General features: G+C 61.8%; 23 protein-coding genes. 8 read left to right on the forward strand and 15 right to left on the reverse strand.

Annotation, left to right across the window (positions count from 1 at the left end):
- Window positions 1–30 precede the first annotated feature (30 nt).
- Complete coding sequence (locus HY896_07475; GenBank protein MBI5576190.1) at window positions 31–834, forward strand: hypothetical protein; 804 nt, start codon at window positions 31–33, stop codon at window positions 832–834.
- 38 nt (window positions 835–872) lie between these two features.
- Here the strand turns inward: HY896_07475 and HY896_07480 are convergent, their stop codons facing one another.
- The 8 genes from HY896_07480 to HY896_07515 all read right to left on the reverse strand — a co-directional run bounded on the left by HY896_07480 (window position 873) and on the right by HY896_07515 (window position 7,886).
- Window positions 873–1,328 carry a PIN domain-containing protein gene (locus HY896_07480; protein ID MBI5576191.1) on the reverse strand — a complete coding sequence of 152 codons (456 nt, stop codon included), beginning with the start codon at window positions 1,326–1,328 and terminating at the stop codon, window positions 873–875.
- Window positions 1,279–1,485: a type II toxin-antitoxin system VapB family antitoxin gene (locus HY896_07485; GenBank protein ID MBI5576192.1), complete on the reverse strand. Its 207-nt coding sequence runs from the start codon at window positions 1,483–1,485 to the stop codon at window positions 1,279–1,281. Before HY896_07485 ends, HY896_07480 begins: the two co-directional genes overlap by 50 nt.
- Before the next feature lie 61 nt (window positions 1,486–1,546).
- Window positions 1,547–2,116, reverse strand: coding sequence for a flavin reductase family protein (locus HY896_07490; protein MBI5576193.1), 570 nt, complete (start codon window positions 2,114–2,116; stop codon window positions 1,547–1,549).
- Window positions 2,117–2,169: 53 nt separating this feature from the next.
- Entirely contained in the window at window positions 2,170–2,967 is a 798-nt protein-coding gene (locus HY896_07495; GenBank protein MBI5576194.1) for an aldo/keto reductase, read from the reverse strand.
- Window positions 2,968–3,117: 150 nt separating this feature from the next.
- Entirely contained in the window at window positions 3,118–3,564 is a 447-nt protein-coding gene (locus tag HY896_07500) for a hypothetical protein (GenBank protein MBI5576195.1), read from the reverse strand.
- A gap of 1,003 nt (window positions 3,565–4,567) precedes the next feature.
- Window positions 4,568–5,926, reverse strand: coding sequence for a TolC family protein (locus tag HY896_07505; GenBank protein MBI5576196.1), 1,359 nt, complete (start codon window positions 5,924–5,926; stop codon window positions 4,568–4,570).
- 168 nt (window positions 5,927–6,094) lie between these two features.
- A complete protein-coding gene (glnA, locus tag HY896_07510) occupies window positions 6,095–7,507 on the reverse strand; it encodes a type I glutamate--ammonia ligase (GenBank protein MBI5576197.1) in 1,413 nt (470 codons plus the stop codon).
- 40 nt (window positions 7,508–7,547) lie between these two features.
- Window positions 7,548–7,886: a P-II family nitrogen regulator gene (locus HY896_07515; protein ID MBI5576198.1), complete on the reverse strand. Its 339-nt coding sequence runs from the start codon at window positions 7,884–7,886 to the stop codon at window positions 7,548–7,550.
- A 218-nt stretch (window positions 7,887–8,104) separates the two neighbouring features.
- On the opposite strand from HY896_07515, the gene HY896_07520 reads away from it, so the two are divergent.
- The 4 genes from HY896_07520 (at window position 8,105) to HY896_07535 (ending at window position 10,842) form a co-directional block, all read left to right on the forward strand.
- Complete coding sequence (locus tag HY896_07520; GenBank protein ID MBI5576199.1) at window positions 8,105–8,824, forward strand: hypothetical protein; 720 nt, start codon at window positions 8,105–8,107, stop codon at window positions 8,822–8,824.
- Window positions 8,825–9,604 (forward strand): TPM domain-containing protein, encoded by a 780-nt coding sequence (locus HY896_07525; protein ID MBI5576200.1) that lies wholly within the window; start codon window positions 8,825–8,827, stop codon window positions 9,602–9,604. It begins immediately after the preceding gene.
- Window positions 9,605–9,646: 42 nt separating this feature from the next.
- Window positions 9,647–10,216, forward strand: coding sequence for a LemA family protein (locus tag HY896_07530; protein MBI5576201.1), 570 nt, complete (start codon window positions 9,647–9,649; stop codon window positions 10,214–10,216).
- Between the two features lie 122 nt (window positions 10,217–10,338).
- A complete protein-coding gene (locus tag HY896_07535; protein ID MBI5576202.1) occupies window positions 10,339–10,842 on the forward strand; it encodes an NYN domain-containing protein in 504 nt (167 codons plus the stop codon).
- 129 nt (window positions 10,843–10,971) lie between these two features.
- On the opposite strand, the gene plsY is transcribed toward HY896_07535, so the two are convergent.
- On the reverse strand, window positions 10,972–11,589 hold the full coding sequence (gene plsY / locus HY896_07540; protein ID MBI5576203.1) for a glycerol-3-phosphate 1-O-acyltransferase PlsY: 618 nt from the start codon (window positions 11,587–11,589) through the stop codon (window positions 10,972–10,974).
- A 60-nt stretch (window positions 11,590–11,649) separates the two neighbouring features.
- Between plsY and HY896_07545 the strand changes: the two genes are divergently transcribed.
- Window positions 11,650–12,897, forward strand: a complete 1,248-nt coding sequence (locus HY896_07545) for a hypothetical protein (protein MBI5576204.1) — start codon at window positions 11,650–11,652, stop codon at window positions 12,895–12,897.
- Window positions 12,898–12,909: 12 nt separating this feature from the next.
- Here the strand turns inward: HY896_07545 and HY896_07550 are convergent, their stop codons facing one another.
- On the reverse strand, window positions 12,910–14,268 hold the full coding sequence (locus HY896_07550) for an NAD-dependent malic enzyme (GenBank protein MBI5576205.1): 1,359 nt from the start codon (window positions 14,266–14,268) through the stop codon (window positions 12,910–12,912).
- A 57-nt stretch (window positions 14,269–14,325) separates the two neighbouring features.
- Here HY896_07550 and HY896_07555 point away from each other — a divergent pair, with 57 nt between their 5' ends.
- Window positions 14,326–14,526: a hypothetical protein gene (locus tag HY896_07555; protein MBI5576206.1), complete on the forward strand. Its 201-nt coding sequence runs from the start codon at window positions 14,326–14,328 to the stop codon at window positions 14,524–14,526.
- Window positions 14,519–15,673 carry an inositol-3-phosphate synthase gene (locus HY896_07560; GenBank protein MBI5576207.1) on the forward strand — a complete coding sequence of 385 codons (1,155 nt, stop codon included), beginning with the start codon at window positions 14,519–14,521 and terminating at the stop codon, window positions 15,671–15,673. Before HY896_07555 ends, HY896_07560 begins: the two co-directional genes overlap by 8 nt.
- Here the strand turns inward: HY896_07560 and HY896_07565 are convergent.
- Genes HY896_07565 through HY896_07585 form a run of 5 tightly spaced genes read right to left on the reverse strand, consistent with a single transcriptional unit; the run spans window position 15,600 to window position 22,110 of the window.
- Window positions 15,600–16,811 (reverse strand): glycosyltransferase, encoded by a 1,212-nt coding sequence (locus tag HY896_07565; protein MBI5576208.1) that lies wholly within the window; start codon window positions 16,809–16,811, stop codon window positions 15,600–15,602. The two genes, HY896_07560 and HY896_07565, sit on opposite strands and share 74 nt — an antisense overlap.
- A complete protein-coding gene (locus HY896_07570; GenBank protein MBI5576209.1) occupies window positions 16,808–17,797 on the reverse strand; it encodes a GNAT family N-acetyltransferase in 990 nt (329 codons plus the stop codon). The genes HY896_07565 and HY896_07570 overlap by 4 nt, the downstream gene beginning before the upstream one ends.
- 19 nt (window positions 17,798–17,816) lie before the next feature.
- Entirely contained in the window at window positions 17,817–19,652 is a 1,836-nt protein-coding gene (locus tag HY896_07575; protein ID MBI5576210.1) for a HAMP domain-containing protein, read from the reverse strand.
- Entirely contained in the window at window positions 19,649–21,388 is a 1,740-nt protein-coding gene (locus HY896_07580) for a PhnD/SsuA/transferrin family substrate-binding protein (GenBank protein MBI5576211.1), read from the reverse strand. The genes HY896_07575 and HY896_07580 overlap by 4 nt, the downstream gene beginning before the upstream one ends.
- On the reverse strand, window positions 21,385–22,110 hold the full coding sequence (locus tag HY896_07585; GenBank protein MBI5576212.1) for a hypothetical protein: 726 nt from the start codon (window positions 22,108–22,110) through the stop codon (window positions 21,385–21,387). The genes HY896_07580 and HY896_07585 overlap by 4 nt, the downstream gene beginning before the upstream one ends.
- Between the last annotated feature and the right edge of the window lie 159 nt (window positions 22,111–22,269).

Genomic DNA, 22,269 nt, shown 5'->3' on the forward strand with positions numbered 1-22,269 from the left:
CGTCCTTATGAACCATGTGGGGGTGCAGCGATGAGAAAGGCCGCATATCTTTTCGTCCTGGCGAGCGTGCTAATTTCCGGTACCGCATTTTCGGCGGACGACAAAGGGAAAAGGGGCGGACCTCCCCGTCCCGCCGAGAAACCGCCCGAGTACAGTTGCGTCCTGCTCGACCTCGAAACCGAACCAGGCGTGGTGCGAACAGGGGAACGCATTCACTCATTCCTGCTCAAGTACCGCTGCCGGGAAAAAACCAGGCCCGTGGATATCGAAGTCTGGCACGAGGGGGGCGCCGTCGGAAAGCAGATCGTCAAGGTCGCGACGGACGTCGTGCTCGAAAAGGGTGAGCATACCATACGGCTCACGGGCGGCGACCCGGCAAGCGGCGGTAGATACGTCACCCAGTTGAAGGCGGATGCGCCCGCCGGGAAAAAGGATATCGTCAGGCGAGTTGACGACGTCGTTTGCACAGGATGGTCCCTGGCATCCACGCACGGGAAGCAAAACGTCGCCGGAGGATGCGAGATCGGTCTGGATACCGAACCCCATGTATTCAAGACGGGCGAGCGGATCCGCAAATTCATACTCAAGACCAAGTGCGACGAACTGCGGACCAACAAGGACATCAAGGTTTATTTCGATCCGAAGGGCAGGGGGAAGAAGGAGTTGGTGACGGTCCATCCCGACACGGCCCTCCGCAAGGGAGAACAAACAACCACGCTGGAAGGAGGCGGAGTCGGAGGCGAAGGCTATTACGTGCTGGAAATCCCGGGCGTAACGACGGGATTCTCCTTCGAAACCGTCTGCTCCGGTTGGACGCTATCGAAGAAAAAGTGACCGTCCCGAACAGGCGCCACGGGTCCAGGCAAGGCGGATCAATCCTTCCGCGACGTCGGAAAAATGACTCCGTTTAAAAGATGAACTTCACGTATTTTCTCGAAATGCCGGTCCGTAGTCAAAAGAAACGCATTATTCTCGATGCATAATTGTGCGACCAGCACATCCGGAAGCGGAAGGATCAGTCCCTTCTTTTTGTAACGATTGGACAGCTTTCCCGCGGCGTTCCAGGTATCGAGACCGATATCGAGGAGAGGAAGCGCATCGAACATATCCTCGATTTTCCTCATCGACCGTTCATCCCTTGCCCCCTGAAGCAATTCCATAAGGACGACACCCGCGCCTGTGGCGCGCCCTTCGTCAAGCGCCGTATCGAGCTGCCTGCCAAGCTCATGCGCCGGACCGCGGAAATACTCCACCCAAGCGGATGTGTCGACAAAGATATTATCGCCGGGTAATATCCAGCTCCCGTGCTTTCCGCCAGCTGTCGTCAACGTTTACCTTCCCTTTCAGCGATTTCAGCTTCTTCATCCTTGCTCGCATAAGGAACGAGTCGATAGCGGTCTCCACCGCCTGCCGTTTGCTCACGGCTCCCGTCACCCGCACGAGCTCATCGATTTTGTCCGGCGCAATGGAAAGAGTGGTGCGCATAATGATGTTCCTGGGTGGTGCCATCACCTGCACCATATTATGTCATATTGCGTGGTATTTATCAGCCGATCTCGCGGCCGATCTTGTATGCTTTCCCGACGAAACGGCCGACGCCATGATAAGTGTTGACCTCCGGCTCGAACAAGATAGGCTTCACCTTCTCGATGTCGGGGAGTCCCGTCTCGCCGATCACCGATTCCTCCGCTTTTACGTCGAGGATCTCGCCTATGAATTGTGTGTGCAGCCCGATCTCGACTGAATGGAGCAGCCGGCATTCGAGGACAAGGGGAAATTCGCCGACGTACGGCGCGTCGACAAGCGTGCCGCGGACGGGAGTAAGCCCGGTTGTTGCGAACTTGTCTGCGTTCTTCCCGGACACGATGCCGATGTAATCGGCTTCCCTGGAATGCGCCTCGGACGGGACGCTGATCGTGAACGCCTTCCGCTCGACTATGCACGCGTATGAGTAGGTGGCTTTCCTGAGTGAAACGCCCACGCAGGGAGGCCTGGAGCAGCAGATCCCGCCCCAGGCCGCTGCCATCGCGTTCGGTTTCCCTTCCTTGTCGTACGTCCCCACTATCCAGACCGGGGTGGGGAATACAAGCGTCTTGGGCCCGAACGATTTCTTCATAGGATGTCCTTTCGCATGAATTTATGACCCGCCTGGAACAAATATTCGCGCCGCTATCCGTGGACGGCGCGTCCGAACTCTCTCATGAATGACATTTCTTCCGGGGATAACGGCCCCTTGTCGATCGCAGCCAGGTCTTCGCGCAATTCTGCCGCGTTGCGAGGCCCGAGAAGCACAATGTCCACGTGCGGGCTCGTGAGGCAGAACCGGTAACAGTCGCCCGCCGTGGGCACCCTCCCCTTCCAATTCCGCGGTGCGCTCAGAAGTTTCTTCCAGGCAGTTGCGGTATATGCGACCACCGCGGGACGGCGGCTCGCAAGGTGCGGGAAGATATCCTGCTCCGCCCCCGTGTGGGCGGCGTTATATCGGATCATGAGAAGGTCGAGAATCGAGTTCTCGGCAAGTTTTCCGGCCCGGGGGCGGTCGTGCATCGACGCTCCCAAAGCGCGTGCCTTCCCTTCATCGCGCAGTTTCGCCATTTCCTCCTGTACCGCGCCGGTCAAGGCGGACATCTTTCCTAACCAGTAGAGTTGGAATACATCGAGGTAGTCTATGTTCAATGTCCGGAGCGTCGATTCGACGGCCCGGCGTACTGCGCCCGGAAAGTAGCCGAGCATCGGACCCGCTGAAACCACGTACCGCTCCCGGTCGCGGGCAAGTGCCACGCGGAGCGCGGCGGAAAGCCCCTTCATCCGCGGGCTCCAGAAAACGTACTGGATGCGTTCCAGCGCTTCCCGGCACCCTGCCTCGTCCAGGTTGAAGGTGCCGGAAATCCCCATCCGGAAGAGCCGCCGCCCGAGCCTCGGCACATCACGGAAGGCGAAATCGTTTTCCTGTCCCGATTCAGTCATCCGCTCACTCTCTCTATTCGGCCCGCGTGATAATTAACAGCCCATGCTCGGCGCGATCGGCGCTTTCTCTCCACGGGTATCGCCGCTTTTCCAGTATAGATATAGCCGCCGGCACACTCCAGCATGTAGACCCAGTTCGGCTTTTTCACCTTAAGGCAGGGCGCCGCCGATGACCATCCGAAGGGCGTGGTTGCCGGAGTCGGCGATGTAGACGTTGCCGCGGGAGTCGACGGCCACGGCGGAAGGATTGTTTAGGTTGGCGGATGTGGCGACAAGACCGTCGCCAGAGTATCCGGACGTTCCGGTCCCAGCAAGCAGATATATTCTGTTGGTTGCACGAATAATTAAAATCCTGTGCGCATATCTTTCTCGAATATATTGATTCGAATAGATGCGATCCAGCTCACACATCACGGGCCATGCAAGATTCACAACAAGAGGATCGATTTCATCTGAAAAAGTTATTCCGGGGTCTGTACCTGCAATCGTATAAATTCTACCAACTCCCATGGATACGGATTTAACGCGTTTCCGGTCGCGCTCAGCGAAATAAAGGTATGGACCACTCGGGTTGTAGGTAATGCTTGCAGGATACATTGATGGGTATTTATCTTTTTCGGCGCCTTCTCCAGTCTGCCATGGGGTGTTGTTGTCAACGTAAGCAGAACGGATCCCGTTCTGGACGAGGTAGACCTTCGGGTCGAGGCCGTTGGTGTAGTAGATCTCGTTGTCGTTCGCCACGGCGAGGTCGGGCTTCATCGAGGTATTGAAGTTCCCCTTCTGCGCGTCGTATTTGATCGAGATCAGGCCGGTCGTCCTGTCGATCTTGACGATTTGCTGGTCCAGGGTGATCAGGAAAAGGTCGCCGTTGGGACCGATATCCATGTCGATCGTTTCCCCGATCGGCGCGGTCGCTGCCGCCATGCCGTCTGCAAGAAGCCCGATCGTTCCGTCGCCTGCGTAGTGCGAGATATAGCCGTACCGGTCGATCTTCCTGATCCGGTTGTAGGCGGACGAGGAAACGAAGACCTCGTCTCCGGGTCCGACCTTCACCGCGAGCGGGCTGTCGAGCCGTGCGGCCGTCGCGAGGCCGCCGTCGCCGGAGTCGCCCGAGGTGCCGGCGCCGCTGACGGGCGCGGCTCCGCAGATCCTGACGATCGTCCCCCGGTCGTACATCGCGACCGGGACCTCGCGATATTCTCCGGCGGAAAGCGTTATCCCCTGGTACCAGCCGCGTCCCAGCAGGGTCGTCGCGGAATTGTCGTACTCGTCCACCTCAACAGCGATGCGCGTCCCCGGCGGGATCCCCGATATCTCTCCTCTGCCCGCCGAACGGTCGAACCACGCCTCCATCGGGGCGGCGATGTGCGGCGCAAGAACACGTATCAGGATGCGGTTGCCGGGCAGCTTCGTATAGCGCGGGCGGGGCGATCCGTCGTTCGGAGCGGCACCCGCAGGGCCGGTCGGCGCTGCGGCGAGCCCATCCTGCGGGTATTCGAGCCGGACTCCGATGGATCCGTTATTGGTGGATGAACACGCGGACAGAATAAAGACGAGGATCGACGCGAAAAGAAGTATCCGGGAATGGCGGGACAACGCCTTACCGTCCGGCGCCTGTCAGCGGAATCAGGAACTCCAAAAGCTCGCCGCGGGCGGCGAGCAGGCGGTAACGCGATTCGTGAAGATCGTAGGCAGCGTTCCGAAGATCCACCTTTGCGCGCGTCAATAGCGTCTGCGCGTCCAGCGCCTCGGTTGAGATCGCCAGCCCTTCCTTGTACCGGTCGTTCTGGATGCGAAGGTTCTCCTCCGCTCGGGCGACGGCCGCCTCCGCCACCGCCTTCCGCTTGGCGGCTTCGGTCACCGAAAGATGCGCCGCCTTCACTTCGAGGGAGATTTCATCCCGCAGTTTCAAGAGCCCTTCCTTCCGCCGCCCTATCGACAGCAGCGCCTGTCTTTTTGCCGCTTCGTCGGAAAAACCGGAAAACAGGTTCACCTTCCCCCCGACGACCAGCGAAAAAACGCTTTTGTGCGGATTGAAATCGTTATCTTCGTACTGGTAGCCGCCCTGCCCGAAGAAGGTGGGGGCGAACTCGGCCCGTGCGCCCGCAAGCGCCGCCTCTCCTTCACGCACCGAGGCGTCCTGGACGCGCAGTTCGCTGCGCTTTACCAACGCAGCCCGCAGGCTCTCCTCCAGCGAAGGAAGCGTTTCCGGAGGAGCGGGGAAAGGCCCGGAGGCGGGCGTCACCGACCGCTCCCCCGAATATCCCATCCTAAGCGCAAGCCGGGAGCGGGAAAGTTCCACCTGGTTCTCGGCGACGATCACAACCGATTCGGCGTTGGCCACCTGCACTTCTGCGGCGAGGACGTCGTTCTTCGCAACGACCCCGAAATCGTACTGGTTCCCCGCCACGCGCCGGTGATCCTTGGCGGCGGTGAGCGACTCGTCGGCGACCTGCCGCAGCTCTTCGGCCCGCCGAGCGGATAGAAATGCCGAGATGACCTCCATCGCCTGCCGCTCGCGTGTGAGGCCCTCCACGTTCTCCGCGGTTTCGACACGCGCCTGCGCCTGGTCGACGAGGGACCGCGTCCTCCCGAAATCGTAAATCGTCTGCGTTGCGTTGGCCCGGCCGCGCCAGACGTTTCGTTCCGATGTCTGCACGGTCATATTCTGGATGATTGCGCCGGGCGGCTCGGAGAGCATGGTGTAGTCGGTGCTTGCGTCCAGGCGGGGAAGCCGTCCTGCCTCGGCGCGGGTCTTTCCTTCCGCGGAGATGCGGACGTCCTGGACGGCGAGCTTGACCTCCCGGGCGTTCGACAGCGCCGTGCGCACCGCTTCCTCGAAAGAAACCGTAGAGGGAACGACGGCGGCGTCCTGCACACCGGCGGAAGCGATCACAGGACAAAGAAACGCAAGAAAAAGAAGAACGGTTACGGATTGAACGCCTTCTCGAAAATGCATGCCGAATAGGATATTCAGAACGGGCAACTAAGGAAAGAACGTTTTACGGGATGAGAACTCGGCAGACGGACCGGAGTTTTTAAGAACGTCCCTGTTTTTAAGTAGGTGAAACGGCGGGGGCCCCCGAAGGGGCCCCCGCATGCCGTTGTGTTGACGAGGGACGGGCCTTTAGCAGTCGAAGTAGAGGAAGAACTCGTGCGGGGTCGGCCGCATCTTGATCGGGTTGACTTCGGCGTCCATCTTGTATTCGATCCACTTCTCGATTACGTCCATCGTGAAGACGTCGCCCTTGAGAAGGAAGTCGTGGTCGTTCTCCAGCGCCTTGAGCGACTCTTCCAGCGCGCCCGGCGTGGTGGGGACGCTCGCCAGCTCCTCCGGCGAAAGGGCGTAGATGTCCTTGTCCAGCGGCTCGCCGGGGTTCAGCTTGTTCTGGATGCCGTCCAGCCCCGCCATGAGCTGCGCCGCGAAGGCGATGTAGCCGTTGCAGGACGGGTCGGGGGTGCGGAATTCCAGCCGCTTGGTCTTCGGGTTCGCCGAATACATCGGGATGCGGACCGCCGCGGAGCGGTTCCGGCTCGAGTACGCCAGGTTCACCGGCGCTTCGAAGCCGGGGACAAGCCGCTTGTAGGAGTTCATCGTCGGGTTTGAGAAGGCGCAGATGGCCGGGGCGTGCTTGAGGATCCCGCCGATGTAGTGGAGCGCCATCTTGGAAAGCCCGCCGTACTCCTCTCCCGCGAAGAGCGGCTTGCCGCCCTTCCACAGGGACTGGTGGGTGTGCATCCCGCTGCCGTTGTCCGCGAAGAGCGGCTTCGGCATGAAGGTGACGGTCTTGCCGAACTTCCGCGCGACGTTCTTGCAGATGTACTTGTACCACTGTAGCGCGTCGGCGATCTTCACGAGCGTGTCGAACCGAAGGTCGATTTCCGCCTGCCCCGCCGTGGCGACCTCGTGGTGCTGCGCCTCGATCTTCAGCCCGATCGACTCCATGACGCGGACCATCTCGTCACGCAGGTCATGCTGGGAGTCGGTGGGCGGAACGGGGAAGTACCCTTCCTTGTGGCGCGGCTTGTAGCCCAGGTTCGGCTTCTCCTCGCGCCCGGAGTTCCATACGCCCTCGCTCGAATCTATGTAGTGAAAACCGAAGTTCGACCCCGTCCCGAAACGGATGTCGTCGAATATGAAGAACTCCGCCTCCGGCCCGAAGTAGGCCTGGTCGGCGATGCCGGTGGATTTAAGGTACGCTTCGGCCTTCCGCGCGATGTTCCGCGGGTCGCGGGTGTAGTTCTCCTTGGTGATCGGGTCGACGATGTTGCAGATGAGGGACAAGGTCGGCCGGGTTATGAAGGGATCGACCACCGCGGTAGCGGCCTCGGGGATGACGAGCATATCCGACGCGTGGATCGGCTGCCAGCCCCGGATGCTCGAGCCGTCGAACCCGAAGCCCTCCTCGAAGCTGTCGTCCTTCAGCTCGTAGACCGGCACGGCGAAATGCTGCCAGGTGCCGATGAAATCCATGAATTTCAGGTCGACCATTTCGATCTGCTTGCTCTTGATGAACTCCAGCACTTCCTTCGGGGTCATGTTTCCCTCCTTGTTTATGGTCCTGCGTCTTCGATTCGCGTCAGATAGCGTCGTGCCCGCGCTCGCCCGTGCGGATCCGCACCACTTCCTCCACGTTCGTCACGAATATCTTCCCGTCGCCGATACGGCCGGTCCGCGCGGATTTTTCGACCGTCTCCACCACCTGGGCGATAAGGTCGTCGGGCAGGATGATTTCCAGCTTGATCTTGGGGAGGAAATCCACGACGTACTCGGCGCCGCGGTAGAGTTCGGTATGCCCCTTCTGGCGGCCGAACCCCTTGACCTCGGAAACGGTCATCCCGTGGATGCCGATGTCGTTCAAGGCCTCCTTGACCTCGTCCAGCTTGAACGGCTTGATGATGGCCTCGATTTTCTTCATGATGGGTCACCTCCTCTTATGGACGGATACCAGCAATGGCCGTACCAAACGGCGGGATATCAGGCTATTCCGGCGCGTCAAGTTAAAAAAGCGTTTCGTTTCGAGGCGATTTGCAGGCGGGATGCATCCCGGCGATGGCGCCCTCCCGGTGCAGGTGCTATTATTATTGCCTAATCGCCATTCATTGCGTGCCTTATTTTTAGGCAAAGGAGGGGATAGTGGTATCCGGCCTGCTCGAGGAATTCCGCGCGGACGTGGAGAGGATATTCGGCCAGGAACTGGTCTCCCTTACCCTGTACGGGACCCACGCGACGGAGGAGCCGAAAAGCGAAGGGAGCGAGATCTCGGTCCTGATCGTCGTCGGGACGCTCCGCAGGGAGGCCCTCTCCGCCTTTCGCGGCATCGCACATCGATACGCCCGGCGGGGAATCCCGGCTCCGCCCATCTTCACCGAATGTTTCCTGCGGGAATCGGCCGACGTGTTCCCACTGGAATTCCTCGGCATGGCGGAACGCAGGCGCGTCCTTTCGGGGAAGGACATCATCGCGGAACTCGATATCACGACCGGAAACTTGAGGCATCAGGTGGAATTCGAGCTTAAAGGCAAGCTGGTTTCCCTCCGAAGGATGTACCTCAAGGCGTACGGCAACAAGGAAATGCTCGCCCTCCTCCGGGACACCGCGGGCTCTATCGTTTCCGTGGCCCGGGGGCTGTTGCTGCTGAATGACCGCGAGACGCCCCACGGGAAAACGGAAATCCTGGATGCGATCGAAAAGCGTTTCAACGTCTCCCTGCCGGCCATCCGGGAGGCGCTTGCCGCGCGACGTGGAGAGAAGATCGCATCGGGCGACGTCGAAAGCGTCGTGTTCCGCTACCTGGAGGAAGTGGACCGGCTCTGCACCCTGGCTGACGGATACTACACGGAGCCGGGCAAGTAGATGCATTTGCGCGGTTGCCGTCTGCATCGCCTCACGGCCAAACCCGGCGGAAAAACTTTTCTTGCGGTGGTCCTTGCCGCGACTCTTATTCTTGCAGCGGTATTTCATTGCGCAGCCGCGGAGCCGACCGTCCCGAAGGCGGCGGGTTACGTCACCGACACGGCAGGCGTCATGGGCGAGTGGGCATCCCGGACAGAAAACCTCTGCCGCGACATAGAACGGCAGACTACGGCCGAGGTCGCCGTCCTGACCGTCGACAGCACCGCCCCCCTCGAAACTCAGCAGTACGCCCAGAAGGTATTCGACGAATGGAAGATCGGAAAGAAGGGAAGGGACAACGGAATCCTATTCCTCGTGGCGGTCGGCGACCGGAAAATGTGGATCGCCACGGGATACGGCGTCGAAGGACAGCTTCCCGACGGCAAGGTCGGGGAGATTCGCGACCGTATCCTTCGTCCCCTGTTCCGCCAGAACCGGTACGGCGAGGGGATCTACATGGGCGTCAAGGCCGCGGGCAGCGTGCTGACCGGCGGAAAGATCGAGCCGCCCAAGGGAACCGCGCGGAAGAAGACCGGCTTCCCGGTAGGTCTCCTGCTCCTCCTGCTGGTTTTCGGAGTCCCCTACCTGCTCTTCCGGTCGCTGTTGCCGGGTTCCCGCGGCAGGGGCGGCGGATTCTGGTTCCCCGGCGGAGGATTCGGGGGCGGAGGGTTCGGCGGTGGCGGCTTCGGAGGGTTCGGCGGCGGATTTTCGGGTGGCGGAGGCGCAGGCGGAAGCTGGTAGAATGTCCATCGGCCGGATGCAGGGATCGAACGAAAACGGAGGATACAGATGAGCAAAAAGATTCTGATCGCAGCGGTGGTCGTAGTCCTTCTGCTGGGGTTCAAGGGGGTCGGCGCCTATAACGGCATCGTGCGGAACGACGTAACGGTGAACGAGAAGTGGGGGCAGGTGCAGAACGTGCTCCAGAGGCGCGCGGACCTGATCCCCAACCTCGTGCAGTCCGTAAAGGGTTACGCCAGCCACGAGAAGGAAATATTCGAGAACGTCGCGGCAGCGCGCGCGAAGCTGGCAGGCGCGAGAACCCCGGCGGAGACGATGAAGGCGAACGCAGATGTATCCTCCGCACTCTCCCGCTTGCTGGTGGTCGTCGAAAATTATCCGCAGCTCAAGGCGGACCAGACCTTCATCCGCCTGATGGACGAGCTGGCCGGGGCTGAAAACCGGATTTCCGTCGAGCGGATGCGGTACAACGAAGCGGTCGGAACGTTCAACACGTCGATCCGGGTCTTCCCAAACAACGTCGTCGCGGGAATGTCGGGGTTCAGCGCGAAGCCGTTCTTCGAGGCGGAAGCCGCGGCCAAGGGAGTCCCCAAGGTCGACTTCGGCAAATAACCCGAACTTCAAAACGGGGACGTTCCTGAACTTTTACCTAAAAACAGGGACGTTCCTGAACTTTTTTTGAATTTGAAAACCGGTACGTTTAAGGGCTGGGGCATCTTGTTATGGGCGGGCACTTGATAGTTGACGGGTACAACCTGGCGCGGTCGGGCGAACTCCCCCTCGAATCGGACCCGACCGCCCCCGAAGGGCGCGACGAGCTCTGCGCCCTTCTTTCCGCATACTCGCGTGAAAAGCGGCTTCGCCTCACGGTCGTCTTCGACGGGCGGGGGTCCGGAAATCCCGACCGGACTCGGACGGCGTTCAAGGGCGGCACGGCCGTCTTCTCCTCCCGCTCCGAAACAGCCGACGATGTAATCCGGGACCTCGCCCGCAATGCCGCCGCGGGAACGATCGTCGTCACTTCCGATCGCGGACTCGCCGGAACCCTGCCTTCCCGAAACATCCCGGTCGTCTCCTGCGCAGAGTTCGCCGGACGCCTCTTCGATCACTGGCTGGAAGTCCTCAAGGGAGCTCCGTGCGAAGCCCCCCGCCCGGACCGCGGCACAGGCAAGAAGGGCGAGGGCCACCGGGCCAGTAAACAGGACCGCAAACGTAACCAGATCCTTCGTAAACTCTGACCCGCCCGATCGCAGGGTACCTATCCGCAGAACGCCCGGGAAAAAAACTCAGGAACGTCCCTGTTTTTAAGTAAAAGTTCAGGAACGTCCCCGTTTTTAGTCCCCGTTTTCAGGGTGGCGAACCTGTTTTCAGGGGGGCGGGGGGCCGAACTTGTTCTCCTGGCCGGTGAGGAGCCGGTGAATGTTTTCCCGGTGCTTGTAAACGATTACGGCCGAGATGAGAAGACAGAGCCAGACGCTGTTTCGGGAGGGGGGGCCGAGCATCGCCATCAGGATGGGAAGCGCAAGGGCCGCGCAGAGCGAGCCGAGCGAGACGTACCTCGTGAAATAGACGATCAGCCCGAACAGCACGACGAGTAGGAAAGTTGTGACCGGCGACAGGGAAAGAACGACGCCAAGCGCCGTCGCCACACCTTTCCCCCCCTTGAAATTAAGGTAAACAGGAAACACGTGCCCCAGGAAGGCCGCCCCTCCCACGAGCGATAACCAGAGGTAGTTCTCCCCTACCAGCATGTAACCCAGCACCATCGGTAGGATCCCTTTCCCGGTATCAAGCAGGAGAGTGAGTACCCCGGCGGTCTTCCCGGCGGCGCGGGCCACGTTGGTCGCCCCGATGTTTCCCGAGCCCGTGTCCCGGAGGCTCACGTTCCGGTCGAACGCGCGGGCAACAAGGATCCCGAAGGGGACGGACCCGAGGAAGTACGCGAAAAGCACGAGCGAGCCGCCGCGAATCCAGGTACCGTCCATCAGGCCTCCGTAGTGTATTCCCCCCCGACCTTCCCGATTCTACATGATAAAATAAACGTCGTGAAACGGTTATCCCCCGCCGTGATCCTCCTGTTAATCGCCGCATTCTTCTTCCGCCCGCCGCATGCAGCGGCAGCGAAGGAAAAGGTTCCGCCGCAATCACGCGAACCGGCCGCCTACAGGCCGGCGACCGCCTGCGCCAGGTGCCATCCCGAGATTTACAAGACGTGGAAGGCCTCCCGTCACGCCTCCTCCTTCACGGACCCCGCGTTTCAGCTCGCCTACGACCGGATCCGCAGGAGCGGTTCCGGAAAATTTCCCATCTGCGAGCGATGCCACAACCCGGGCAGGTTCATTCTCCCCGCGAACGCGCCCCTCGCCGCCGTCTTCGCGCAGGAGGGGGTCACCTGCGATTTCTGCCACACCGTCGAGTCCGTGAACATCGAAGGTCCTTTCCCGCAGTTCGAGACGACCCCCGGGGTCATGCACGGACCCCGCGGCGGAGAGCCCGGGAAGACGGTTCACACGACGAAGTTCTCCGGGCTGCACGTCACCTCCGAGTTCTGCGCCGGCTGCCACGAGTACAAGAACGAGTTCGGCGTGACGATACTCGGAACTTACAGCGAGTGGGCCGAAAGTTTCTACCGCGGAACGAAGATCCACTGCCAGTTTTGCCACCTCCCGCAGATCTTCGACGCGAAATTCATCGCCGCCAGGGACAGAAGGAGTCCTCTCGACCACGGGATGACGGCAGGAAGCACCCGGGAGAGCCTCGCGCGCGCGATCGGCATGCGGGCCTCCCTCAAGGTATCTGGGAAGAAGGCAAGGCTTGCCGTCTCCCTGAAAAACGAGACGGTCGGGCACAAGACGCCGTCCGGCATACCGACTTCCAGGCTCCGCCTCGTCTCCACGCTGTACGACGCATCGGGGAAAGTCCTGGGACGGATGGAAGAGGTTTTCGAAAAGGTCGTCGGCGACGGCAGAGGGAACCCGATAGAAAAACCCGAACTGATATTCACCGCCGCGCGGGAAGTGCTGAAGGACAACCGCCTTGGGCCGAAAGAGACACGCGAGATCTCCCAGGTCTTCCCGCTGGAGGGATCGAAGCCCGCCACGGCGGACGTAGTGCTCCTCTACGAAGAACCGGTGCTTGACATCACGCCGAGACTTCGCATGATCGACATTCCCGTGGCGCGCGTCATCGTGCCTGCGAAAGCCGGGATCTCCGCGCCGCTCGTGGCGCTGATAGCGTTGGCCGCCGTGCTCATCCTGCTCGCGGTGGTTGTTTACGTGCGAAGGAAGGGATAGCTAACCCGCGGGTTAAGTTTCCTCGAGCTCTTCCCCGCGGGTGCGCGCGACGCCCGACTCGAACGCCGCCCGCTCCACGGCATCGGCCACTTTCCTGTGCATCTGGAGGTCGAGAATCGACGGGACAAGTTCGCCCGCTTCCGCACAGGCGCTTATCGCCTTGGCGGCCGCGATCTTCATCCGGTTGTTGATCTTCCGGGCCCGGGCGTTCAGCGCGCCACGGAAGAGACCGGGGAAAGCGAGCGCGTTATTGGCTCCCCGGCCGTCCGCGGCGAACGACGCCCCTGCGGCGCGCGCCTCATCCGGGGAAATTTCGGGATTGGGATTGGAAAGCGCCAGGATCACCTGCCCCTTGCGGATCGTTTCCTTCTTGATCAGGCCGGGGACGCCGGTCGTGCAGATCACGATATCGGACTGTTCCATGATTTCGGAAAGAGACACCGGTTTCCCGCCCTGCTTCCCGAATATTTCCTTCGCGGTCGGGTTGATGTCGGCGCCAAGCATCTTTCGGACGCCATAGGCCATCAGCAGCTTCGAAATCCCCATGCCGGCGGCGCCCAGCCCCACCATCCCCACGGTGTCGTTCTTCACCTGCATGCCGACGTACTTGCTGGCGTTGAGGAGCGCGGCGAGAACGACCGTCGCCGTCCCGTGCTGGTCGTCGTGCATCACGGGGATATCGAGCATCGCGTCCAGCCGGTCCTCGATTTCGAAGCACTCCGGCGCCTTGATGTCCTCGAGTTTTATGGCCCCGAAAGTGGGAGCGATCGCGGCGACCGTCCGCACGATTTCATCACTGTCCTTCGATTGAATGAGGATCGGGACCCCGTTGATACCGACCAGGGCGTCGAACAGCGCCGCCTTCCCCTCCATCACCGGCATGCCGGGGACGGCACCGATGTCGCCAAGCCCCAGGATGGCCGTACCGTTGGTGACGATCGCCACCGTGTTGCAGATGGCCGTGTAGTCGTAGGCAAGTTCCGGTTTGGCCTGGATCAGCTTGCAGACCTTGGCAACGCCCGGAGTGTAGATCTTGCGCATCACCGAGATGCTGTCGATGGGCATGCGGGCCTTGGTGGAGATCTTGCCGCCACGGTGCAGTTCCAGGACGGGATCGATGATGTCGGATATTATGACGCCCTCGACCTTGCCAACTTCCTCGAGCACGGTCTGGAGGTGGGCGTCGTCGTTCACGAAGACGGTTACGTCGCGGGTGTTGTACTCGAGGCCGTAGCCGACCAGCCGGATGTCCCCTATGTTGCCCCCCGCCGCGCCTATCGCGGAGGCGACCTTTCCGAGGAAGCCGGGCTGATCGAGGATCATCATCCGTATCGTCTTGACGATCTTGTCGATGCCCTTCTCTATCTGCATCCGGCCATCTTATCTTCGGGGAATCTTCTTTGTCAAACCGCCGCCGGAAAAGGTAAAATGTCGCCGATGATCCTCCATTGCGCCGCATGCTCGTCGCAGAATTTCGTCTCCGCGGAGCGGCTGGCCGTCGCGGAAATTCCGCCCCGTTGCTGGAAATGCGGGGAGCCGCTGCCGGAATGCGAAACCCCGCACGGAGCGGGAGAATCATACGTCACTGATCGGAAAACCGGGCCGGCAGGGGAAACGCATAATGCCTGAGATACGGGTTGCCGTGGCGGGCGTGGGAAATTGCGCCAGCGCGCTGCTTCAGGGGATCGAATTCTATCGGAACGCACCCGCGCACGCCGCGGAGGATTTCATACCAGGCCTGACTAACCGGGACCTGGGAGGATATCTTCCCGGAGACATCCGTATCGTGGCGGCGTTCGACATCGACCGGCGCAAGGTGGGCCGTCCCGTCGGGGAAGCCATTTTCGCGCCGCCTAATTGCACGAAACGGTTCGTGGCCGACATGCCGGCGGGAGGTCCTGTCGTCCTCATGGGACCCGTTCTCGACGGCGTGGCGCCGCACATGAAGGATTACCCGGAAGACCAGACATTCCTTCCGTCCGACGAGCATCCCTGCGACGTCGAGGCCGTTCTGCGCGAGTCGGGAGCGGAGATACTGGTCAACTACCTGCCTGTCGGATCGGAAGCGGCGTCCCGGTATTACGCGGAGGCATGCCTGGCCGCGGGCGTTTCTCTCGTGAACTGCATCCCCGTGTTCCTTGCCTCGGACCCGGCATGGGCGGAACGATTCCGCCTGCGGGGTATACCGATCGTCGGGGACGACATCAAGTCGCAGCTCGGCGCGACGATCGTGCACCGTGCGCTTGCGCGCCTTTTCTCGGAACGCGGCATACGCATCCGCAGGACGTACCAGTTGAACACCGGAGGGAACACCGATTTCCTGAACATGCTCTCCCGGCAGCGGCTCCAGTCGAAGAAGATTTCCAAGACGGAGGCCGTCACCTCGGTGCTCACCCATTCAATCCCGGACGAGGACATACACATCGGGCCGTCTGACTATGTACCCTGGCAGAAGGACAACAAGCTCTGCTTTCTGAGGATCGAGGGGGAAGGGTTCGGCGGGCTGCCGATAGAGGTGGAGCTGCGGCTTTCGGTGACCGACTCTCCGAACAGCGCCGGGGTTGGCATCGAGGCGATCCGCCTCTGCCGCCTCGGCAGGGACATGGGGCTCGCGGGGCCGCTGCTCGCCCCTTCCGCCTACTTCATGAAGCACCCGCCGGTCCAGCTCCCCGACGACGAGGCGAGGCGCGAGCTGGAGGAGTTCATCGCCGATTACCGGGCCTGGCGCATTTCGAAAGGAGCCGCACCCACGACGCGGTGCACCTCTCCCACGTAAATTCCGCCGCGGCCTTCCTGCCTTCTTCGGCGAGGCGTTTTCTCAAGGCGCCGTCCCGGCTTAGAAGGCGAATCGCTCCCGTCAGCCCGTCGCCCCGCCCCGGAGCATAAGCCAGCCCGCCTCCGCGCGAACGGATCCTTTTTCCCCAATACCCTCCAAGGGGCACGACCGGCGGCGCCCCCGCGGCCATGGCCTCCAGCGGGACGAGCCCGAAGGACTCGTATTCCGACGGGCACAGGACCGCGTCGGCAGCGGCGTACAGCGACGGCATCCCCGCATGGGGGACAGCCCCCGCGAAGGCGATCCCTTCCGATATTTCCCGCCCGGAAGCTTCCTGTCCGGCGACGAGAAGCAGGAGGCGATTCGCCTCATCCTTCCGCAAAGCACGAAACGCCCGGACGGCGGCTTCGACGTTTTTGCCCGGATCCGGCCTGGCGGCGAGAAGGAACAGGATGGCGTTTCCCGGGACTCCGAGCGTTCGCCGGGCCTCGCGCCTCGACGGCGGACAGCGGAATGAATCCTCCACGCCCGGTGGGACGATCGAGCCCTTGCCCGCTACGGCAGGGAGGATCTTCCGCGTCCGCTCGAAGTCGTGCCGCGAAAGGAAGACCACACGGCCCGCTTCGCGGGAGAGCTTTTCTTCCTCCCGCTTCCTCGCGATGGAAAATCTCCGCGGAGCCGGTCCCGCCGAGGCGGTCTTTCGCGCCTCCAGCGTGTGGTACATCAACAGGAGACGGTTCATGCCGAGACTGGAGACGCCGAACGGCGCCGGCCTGCGGAAGATCTCCCGCGCCGCGACGCCGGACATCCAGTAATGCGCAGATACCGCGTCATACGATGCGGGACAACCGGATAACAGGTCCCTGGCCTCCCGCACGAACCGCGGGAGGGAGCGATATGCCGACTCGCGCGTGGGAGGTTCGGTCCACCCGCACGGGAGATGGAAGATGCGGACGCCCGGAAAGGGAGTCGCGGTCCCGCATGTCCTCCTTTTCCCTCTCGTCAGCACGTCCGTGAAGATCCCGTGCGCGGCAAGCCCCGCGAGCAGCCCCCGCAGGAAAACGTTCATCCCCCCCGCGAGACCGACGCCCGGCTCCTCCATGGGGCATGTATGGTAGGAAACGAGAAGGTGGTTCACGGCGTGTCCAGGACGGCCCGGTACACGATACGGTCCCGCGCGCCGAGATCGTACTTGTACCTTTCCCTCCCCCGGAGGAAGTCGTATTCCCCAAGCCCCCTGCTTATCGCGTCCTCGATGCACCGGGCGAGGAGGACCAGCCCGGGGCTTGCGCCCGCCGCGGAGGGGTCGAATCCCGAATTGTAGAGAAAGAGGGTCCCGTCTGATTCGATCTGGAACGCCGCGGCGACGTCCCCTTTCGCGCCGCGCAGGAACGCCAGTCGCAGTTTTCCCGCGGAGAAGAACTCCTCCGCCACATCCCTGAAAAAACGTTCCATCCGCGAGTCCATGAACCTGCGCTTTTCCGGATGGCTCATGCGATGCAGGGCCACGAAGGAGGGGAAATCCCGCGCAAGCTCTTCCCTGGAGCCGCTCACCCGGAACGCAAGGGAAGGATCGCTTTCGTAAGCACGGCGAAGCTTGCGCCTCAGCTCGTGGCGCTCCTTCTTCCCGAGTCCCGCGACATACGTCTCGAAGCTGTTCGGAAGGGGGATGAAAGGGGACCTGTCGGTTTCCACGAGGCGGAACCCGTTCCCCGTTTCCTTGCAGATCGCAGGCAGGATGGAAAGGGAACGGGATCCCTCCACCAGGTTAGGCATGCTCAGAAACCCGCCGGGGATCGCTTCGCGCGCGCTCGCGAGGAATTCCCGCCAGAACCTCTCTTCCTCCCCCGCCGCCACCACCGCATCCAGCGAATCGGACACGTCTTCCCCTCCGAGCAGCTCCCATCCCTCGCCGTCCGGACTCCGGCAGAGAAAGAGGAACCCTTCGGCCTTGCCGTCCCTTTCCCACCGCAGGATGCGCAATTGGAGGCCGGCTGCGAAAGCGCCCGCCCACGGAACGAGAAACCGGGGAGAGAAAAACGGGGATGGACGGTACGTGCGTGCGATGACTGATTCCCACTCCTGCCGGGACACGTCCTCGATCCGCTCGATGAAACGCAGCAAATCCAGCCGCCCGGCCGGCTCAGCCCTGCGGATGCAAGGGGATAACGACGAGAAACGTCGATCCCTTGCCCGGATCGCTGGAGACCCGGATCTCCCCGCCGTGATGCTTGACGATGCCGTAGCTGACGGAAAGCCCCAGGCCCGTCCCTTTCCCTACGGGCTTCGTCGTGAAAAACGGCTCGAAGATGCGGTGAACGAGTTTCGGATCGATCCCCATCCCGTGATCGACGAACTCCGCCTCCACGGCATCGCCGTTCCTGCGCGTGCGGACATCCAGCGTCCCGCCGCCGGGCATCGCCTGCACGGCGTTCAGGATCAGGTTGGTGAAGACCTGCTGCAGCTGCATGCCGTTACCCCGAATGAAGGGCAGGTCACCCGCAAGTTCGGTGTTCACCTTCACGTTGGCATGGGAAAGCTGCTTGTCGAGGAAGAGCAGCGTCTCCCGGACCACCTCGCTGAGGTTGATGTCCCGGAACTCCTCCGTGTGCTGCCGCGCGAACTTGAGCATGTCGAGGATTATGGTCCTGCACCGCTGGGACAGCGCGTCGATCTGGGAAAAATAGGAGATCATCTTGGCGATTTCCTGCGGCGTGACCTGTTCGGGCGGCCGGTTCCTGTACAACTCCAGGGCGATCTCGGAATATCCCATGATGCCGCTCAAGGGGTTGTTCAGCTCATGAGCGACGCCCGCGGCAAGCTGGCCCATCGCGGCCAGTTTCTCGACTTCCACCATCCGCCGGTGTATTTTCTCCAGTTCCTCGGTCTTCTCCTCCACGCGGTTCTCCAGCATCCGGTTCCATTCCGAGATCTCGCCCATCGCGTCCTTGAGCGATACGCTCATGCGGTTGAAGGCCTGCGCAAGGTCGGCCACCTCCCCCTTCCCCTGCACCGGGACCGTTTCCCCGTAACGGCCTTCCATGATTCCTCCGGCGATCCGGGTCAGTTCGGTCAGGGGACGAAGGGCGCGCGAAGTCAGGAGGAAAAACGCCGTCCCCATGGCGAGCGAGAACGCCAGCGTGCCGCCGGTGATGCCGAGCGTAGCGTGGTAAAGGGCGCGTCGCTCGCCCTCGCGGGAACGGAAAATGACGATGGCGGCCGTTTTCCCGTCGAAGGTCCGGATCGGCGTCGCCACCGCGGCCTGGGGGGATGGCTTGCAATCGAAGGTCATATAGATCGATTTCCCGGACTCCAGGGCGGACCACTGCGCGGGGTCGTCGAGGATCTTTATCAGGCACTCGAGGCATTCGAGGCAGGCGGAGGAGGAGGCGACGATCTCCCCTTTGGAGACAAGCGAAACTTCCCCGCCGACGCTCGCCCTTTTCTGGCGAAGGAATTCCCTTCCCAGCGAAATAGATGCGCTCGATACCCGCCGGTCCTCGCCGAAGAAGCCGGAGGGGGCGGCGGCAATGATATGCATGCGGCCGGGACCGTCACCGTAGAACGCGTAGTCTACGGTTGAAATTCCCGAAAACGCCCTGTCCAGGATGCCGGTCGAAGGGACGTTTTTTCCTCCCCAAACATACGAGTCGATCTCGATTCCCCGGTCCCGGGACCGTTCCACGAGGTTGACCTGTACGGAAGCGCCTTCCATTTCCTGCGCCTGCCCTTGCAGGATGGTGGAACGGGCGGAGAGCTCGGCGAACAGCGAAAGCTCGTTGCGGAGCTGGTAAAGCTCGGACTCGAGCCGACCCATGGCGCCGACCAGGCTGTCGCGCGTCGATTCCTCAAGGTCGTGCTGCACGTAGTACCGCACGGTGAGGACAACACCGACGGTCGACACGAGTAGCAGCGCGAGGAACACTCCCGTGATCCGGAACGCGATGCTGTGGCGGAATCGTTCTATGAAACGTTTCATTTTTTCCCGAAGGAGTAGCCTGCCTCCTTCGCCATCTCATACAGTGTCCCGTAGTCGGCGTGCGAGGTTGGAATGAAGCGGTCCGCGCCGAGCACCCGCAACGCGGTCTTCCCCTCCTGCTTCGCGTCCAGGGAAAGCAGGATGTCGCGCAGCTTCGTTCTCTGCTTCGGATCGATCGACGCGCTGACCACGAAGGCATTCTCGGGGAAGAAGGGTGAGGACTCGATCACACGTATGCGCTCCTTCAGTCCCGGAAACGCGCTCTTCCCGCGCTCCTCGATCAGCCGTCTCAGGACCAGGTCCTTCACGGCCGCGCCGTCCACCTTGCCCTCCACCACCATCTGGATCGCGTCGGAATGGGTTGATACTTTCACGACCCGGGAAAAATAATCCCGTTCCCCCGGCGCTCCTCTCCGGTTCAGTAACCAGCGGCAGAAAAGCTCTCCCGCCGAAGTGTCGGGGACATACGCGAAGGATTTGCCCCGGAGGCCATGGAAGTTCTGTATCCCGCCGTTCGCGCGGACGATTACGACGCCCTGGTAGCGGGACACCTTGCCCGATTCGGGACGCGCCTGAGGTATCACCCCCATCCGCTCACGCAACCGGCCGTAGATGAGGCTTCCGACGATGGCGGCGTCGATCCTTCCGTCCTCGAACTCGCGGATCACGCGTTCGTACGTCTCCAGGTGTTTCAGTTGCGTCCTTACCCCCAATTCCTCCGCGACGATCCGGGAGATCCCCGCGTAACGGTTCTCCTGCTGGATCGCCCCGAGCTCGGGGACGACCGCGATGGTAAACGTGCCGGATAGCGAGGAACCGCGGGACGGGCTGAACGTCCCCTCCGTCGCCCGGCAATGGCAGGAGGAAAGGGAGAGCTTCCCTGCGGCCGGGACGAGCGCGAAGGAAGCAAGCAGGTGGACGGCCTCGACCGATTGCATGTACGCGGCGAATTCGGTCACCTCCGGAGGGGCATCCTTCGGAAGGATAAGGCTGTATTCGATCTTCGCGGGGTACTTCGAGACGGGGACGTTGTTGATCAGCGGCGGCATCCCGTCGACGGTCAACGGAACGGAAGGGAAATGCTCTACGGTGATCCGGGAAATGGGGGCGAAAGCGATGTACGCGGAAAACGTCCTCATGGCGTGATAGGCGTTCTCGCTGGTCTCCATGACGACGGTCGATTTTGAATCCTGGAACTCGCCACCGAACAGGGCGTCGTCGACGGACATGCGAACCGCAGAGTATCGGGGACGATCGATGATTCGGATCTCGCGGTTCGCCCCGCCGACCTCTTTCCAATTCGTTATCTTCCCCTTCAGGATCTGACGCACCTGCGAGAGGGTAAGCGACCGCACCTTGGCATCCGGAGCGGCAACGAAGACCGCTCCGTCGTACGCATAGGGGATGTAACTCAAGTTCGGACCCAGCGCCTCCGGGGTGAAGCGGCGGGCGGCGACGCCGATATCAACGGTCTTCTTCCCGATCAGCCCCGGGATGTTCTTCCCCTGGGTCATGGAAACGTCGAACCGGACCTCGTTTTTCCGGGAATAGGCCTCGGCCACCTTCATGAAATTGACGTACGCTTCGTCCGAAGCCGCCACGCGGATCAGTTTCTTGCCGGGCGCGGACCCGGAAAGGACTTCGACTTTCGGCGGACCGCCGCTCCCGCACCCCGTAAAAAACACGAGAAGGGCGACAACGACCGGTATGGCGGCGGCGCTGCCCGCGGATATCATTTAACCTCTTCGACCTCGATCTTTTCATTCGCCGGGCCGGGACCCGGCGTTTCCTCCGCGGGGGCCGCTCCGTTCGTTATCGCCGCAGGCGACTCGTGTACGGCGACAAGCCCGGACTTCATCAGTTGGCGGACCGCTTCCTCGGCGACGTCGTTGGACGCCCGGTTGACGGCGTGCAGGATATCGCCTGTCATGATGAACAACGGCTCGGGATAGCGATACGAAGAACTCACGGTCGTGCTCCACCCGGCAGGCGCGCCCGGGCCCGATCCCTCGATTCTCAACGCGGTGTTCGCCTCGATCTCCACGGCGGTGCCGAGAGCGATCCGCCGCGCGTTGACGCGGAATTCCTCAACGCGGCCCCGTATCTTCACGGGAACGCCGGCCGGGATTTCCCCATCCCCGGCCGCACGGACGGTGGACACTCCTTTTTCCGCGAGGACTCCCGCCACAAGGTCGGCCAACGCCTTTCCGGGGTCCCCCTTCCACACGATCGCGCGGACGTTGTCGTAATCGCGGCCGATTTCGGAATCGGGGTGCGCTTTCCATGTAAAATCGACCACTGCCACGGCAGGACTTCCTTCTGCCTTCGGAACCTCTTTTGCCGCCGGGCGCGACGGTCCGTCGGGGAGGGAAATCACATTCCCCGAGGCGCATCCGTACGAGCCGATCCAGAGGAGAAGGACGGCGAGAAAAGAAACATTACGGCATGTGTTTTTCAAGGTAACCCTCCACTTTCCCCCGCCGCATACCTTATCGGCAGGACTACCGGTAATCTTCCTAAATTTAGGCCATGCGCATCGAGGTTTCAATGGAATATACGCCCATTTCGCCTTGATATTCGGCTTACCCATGACGTATCGTGAAAACCATCGATCGAC

The organism is Deltaproteobacteria bacterium, from assembly GCA_016218975.1.
Lineage (GTDB): Bacteria > Desulfobacterota > Deferrimicrobia > Deferrimicrobiales > Deferrimicrobiaceae > JAENIX01.

Bases quoted from the DNA above. Each gene is read 5' to 3' on its own strand.
- plsY (MBI5576203.1), bottom strand. From the start codon at position 11,589: ATGGACGGTACCTGGATTCGCGGCGGCTCGCTCGTGCTTTTCGCGTAC.
- HY896_07490 (MBI5576193.1), bottom strand. From the start codon at position 2,116: ATGAAGAAATCGTTCGGGCCCAAGACGCTTGTATTCCCCACCCCGGTC.
- HY896_07500 (MBI5576195.1), bottom strand. From the start codon at position 3,564: ATGTATCCTGCAAGCATTACCTACAACCCGAGTGGTCCATACCTTTAT.
- glnA (MBI5576197.1), bottom strand. From the start codon at position 7,507: ATGACCCCGAAGGAAGTGCTGGAGTTCATCAAGAGCAAGCAGATCGAA.
- HY896_07525 (MBI5576200.1), top strand. From the start codon at position 8,825: ATGCATTTGCGCGGTTGCCGTCTGCATCGCCTCACGGCCAAACCCGGC.
- HY896_07575 (MBI5576210.1), bottom strand. From the start codon at position 19,652: ATGAAACGTTTCATAGAACGATTCCGCCACAGCATCGCGTTCCGGATC.
- HY896_07550 (MBI5576205.1), bottom strand. From the start codon at position 14,268: ATGCAGATAGAGAAGGGCATCGACAAGATCGTCAAGACGATACGGATG.
- HY896_07555 (MBI5576206.1), top strand. From the start codon at position 14,326: ATGTCGCCGATGATCCTCCATTGCGCCGCATGCTCGTCGCAGAATTTC.
- HY896_07515 (MBI5576198.1), bottom strand. From the start codon at position 7,886: ATGAAGAAAATCGAGGCCATCATCAAGCCGTTCAAGCTGGACGAGGTC.
- HY896_07560 (MBI5576207.1), top strand. From the start codon at position 14,519: ATGCCTGAGATACGGGTTGCCGTGGCGGGCGTGGGAAATTGCGCCAGC.
- HY896_07475 (MBI5576190.1), top strand. From the start codon at position 31: ATGAGAAAGGCCGCATATCTTTTCGTCCTGGCGAGCGTGCTAATTTCC.
- HY896_07580 (MBI5576211.1), bottom strand. From the start codon at position 21,388: ATGATATCCGCGGGCAGCGCCGCCGCCATACCGGTCGTTGTCGCCCTT.
- HY896_07485 (MBI5576192.1), bottom strand. From the start codon at position 1,485: ATGCGCACCACTCTTTCCATTGCGCCGGACAAAATCGATGAGCTCGTG.
- HY896_07495 (MBI5576194.1), bottom strand. From the start codon at position 2,967: ATGACTGAATCGGGACAGGAAAACGATTTCGCCTTCCGTGATGTGCCG.
- HY896_07505 (MBI5576196.1), bottom strand. From the start codon at position 5,926: ATGCATTTTCGAGAAGGCGTTCAATCCGTAACCGTTCTTCTTTTTCTT.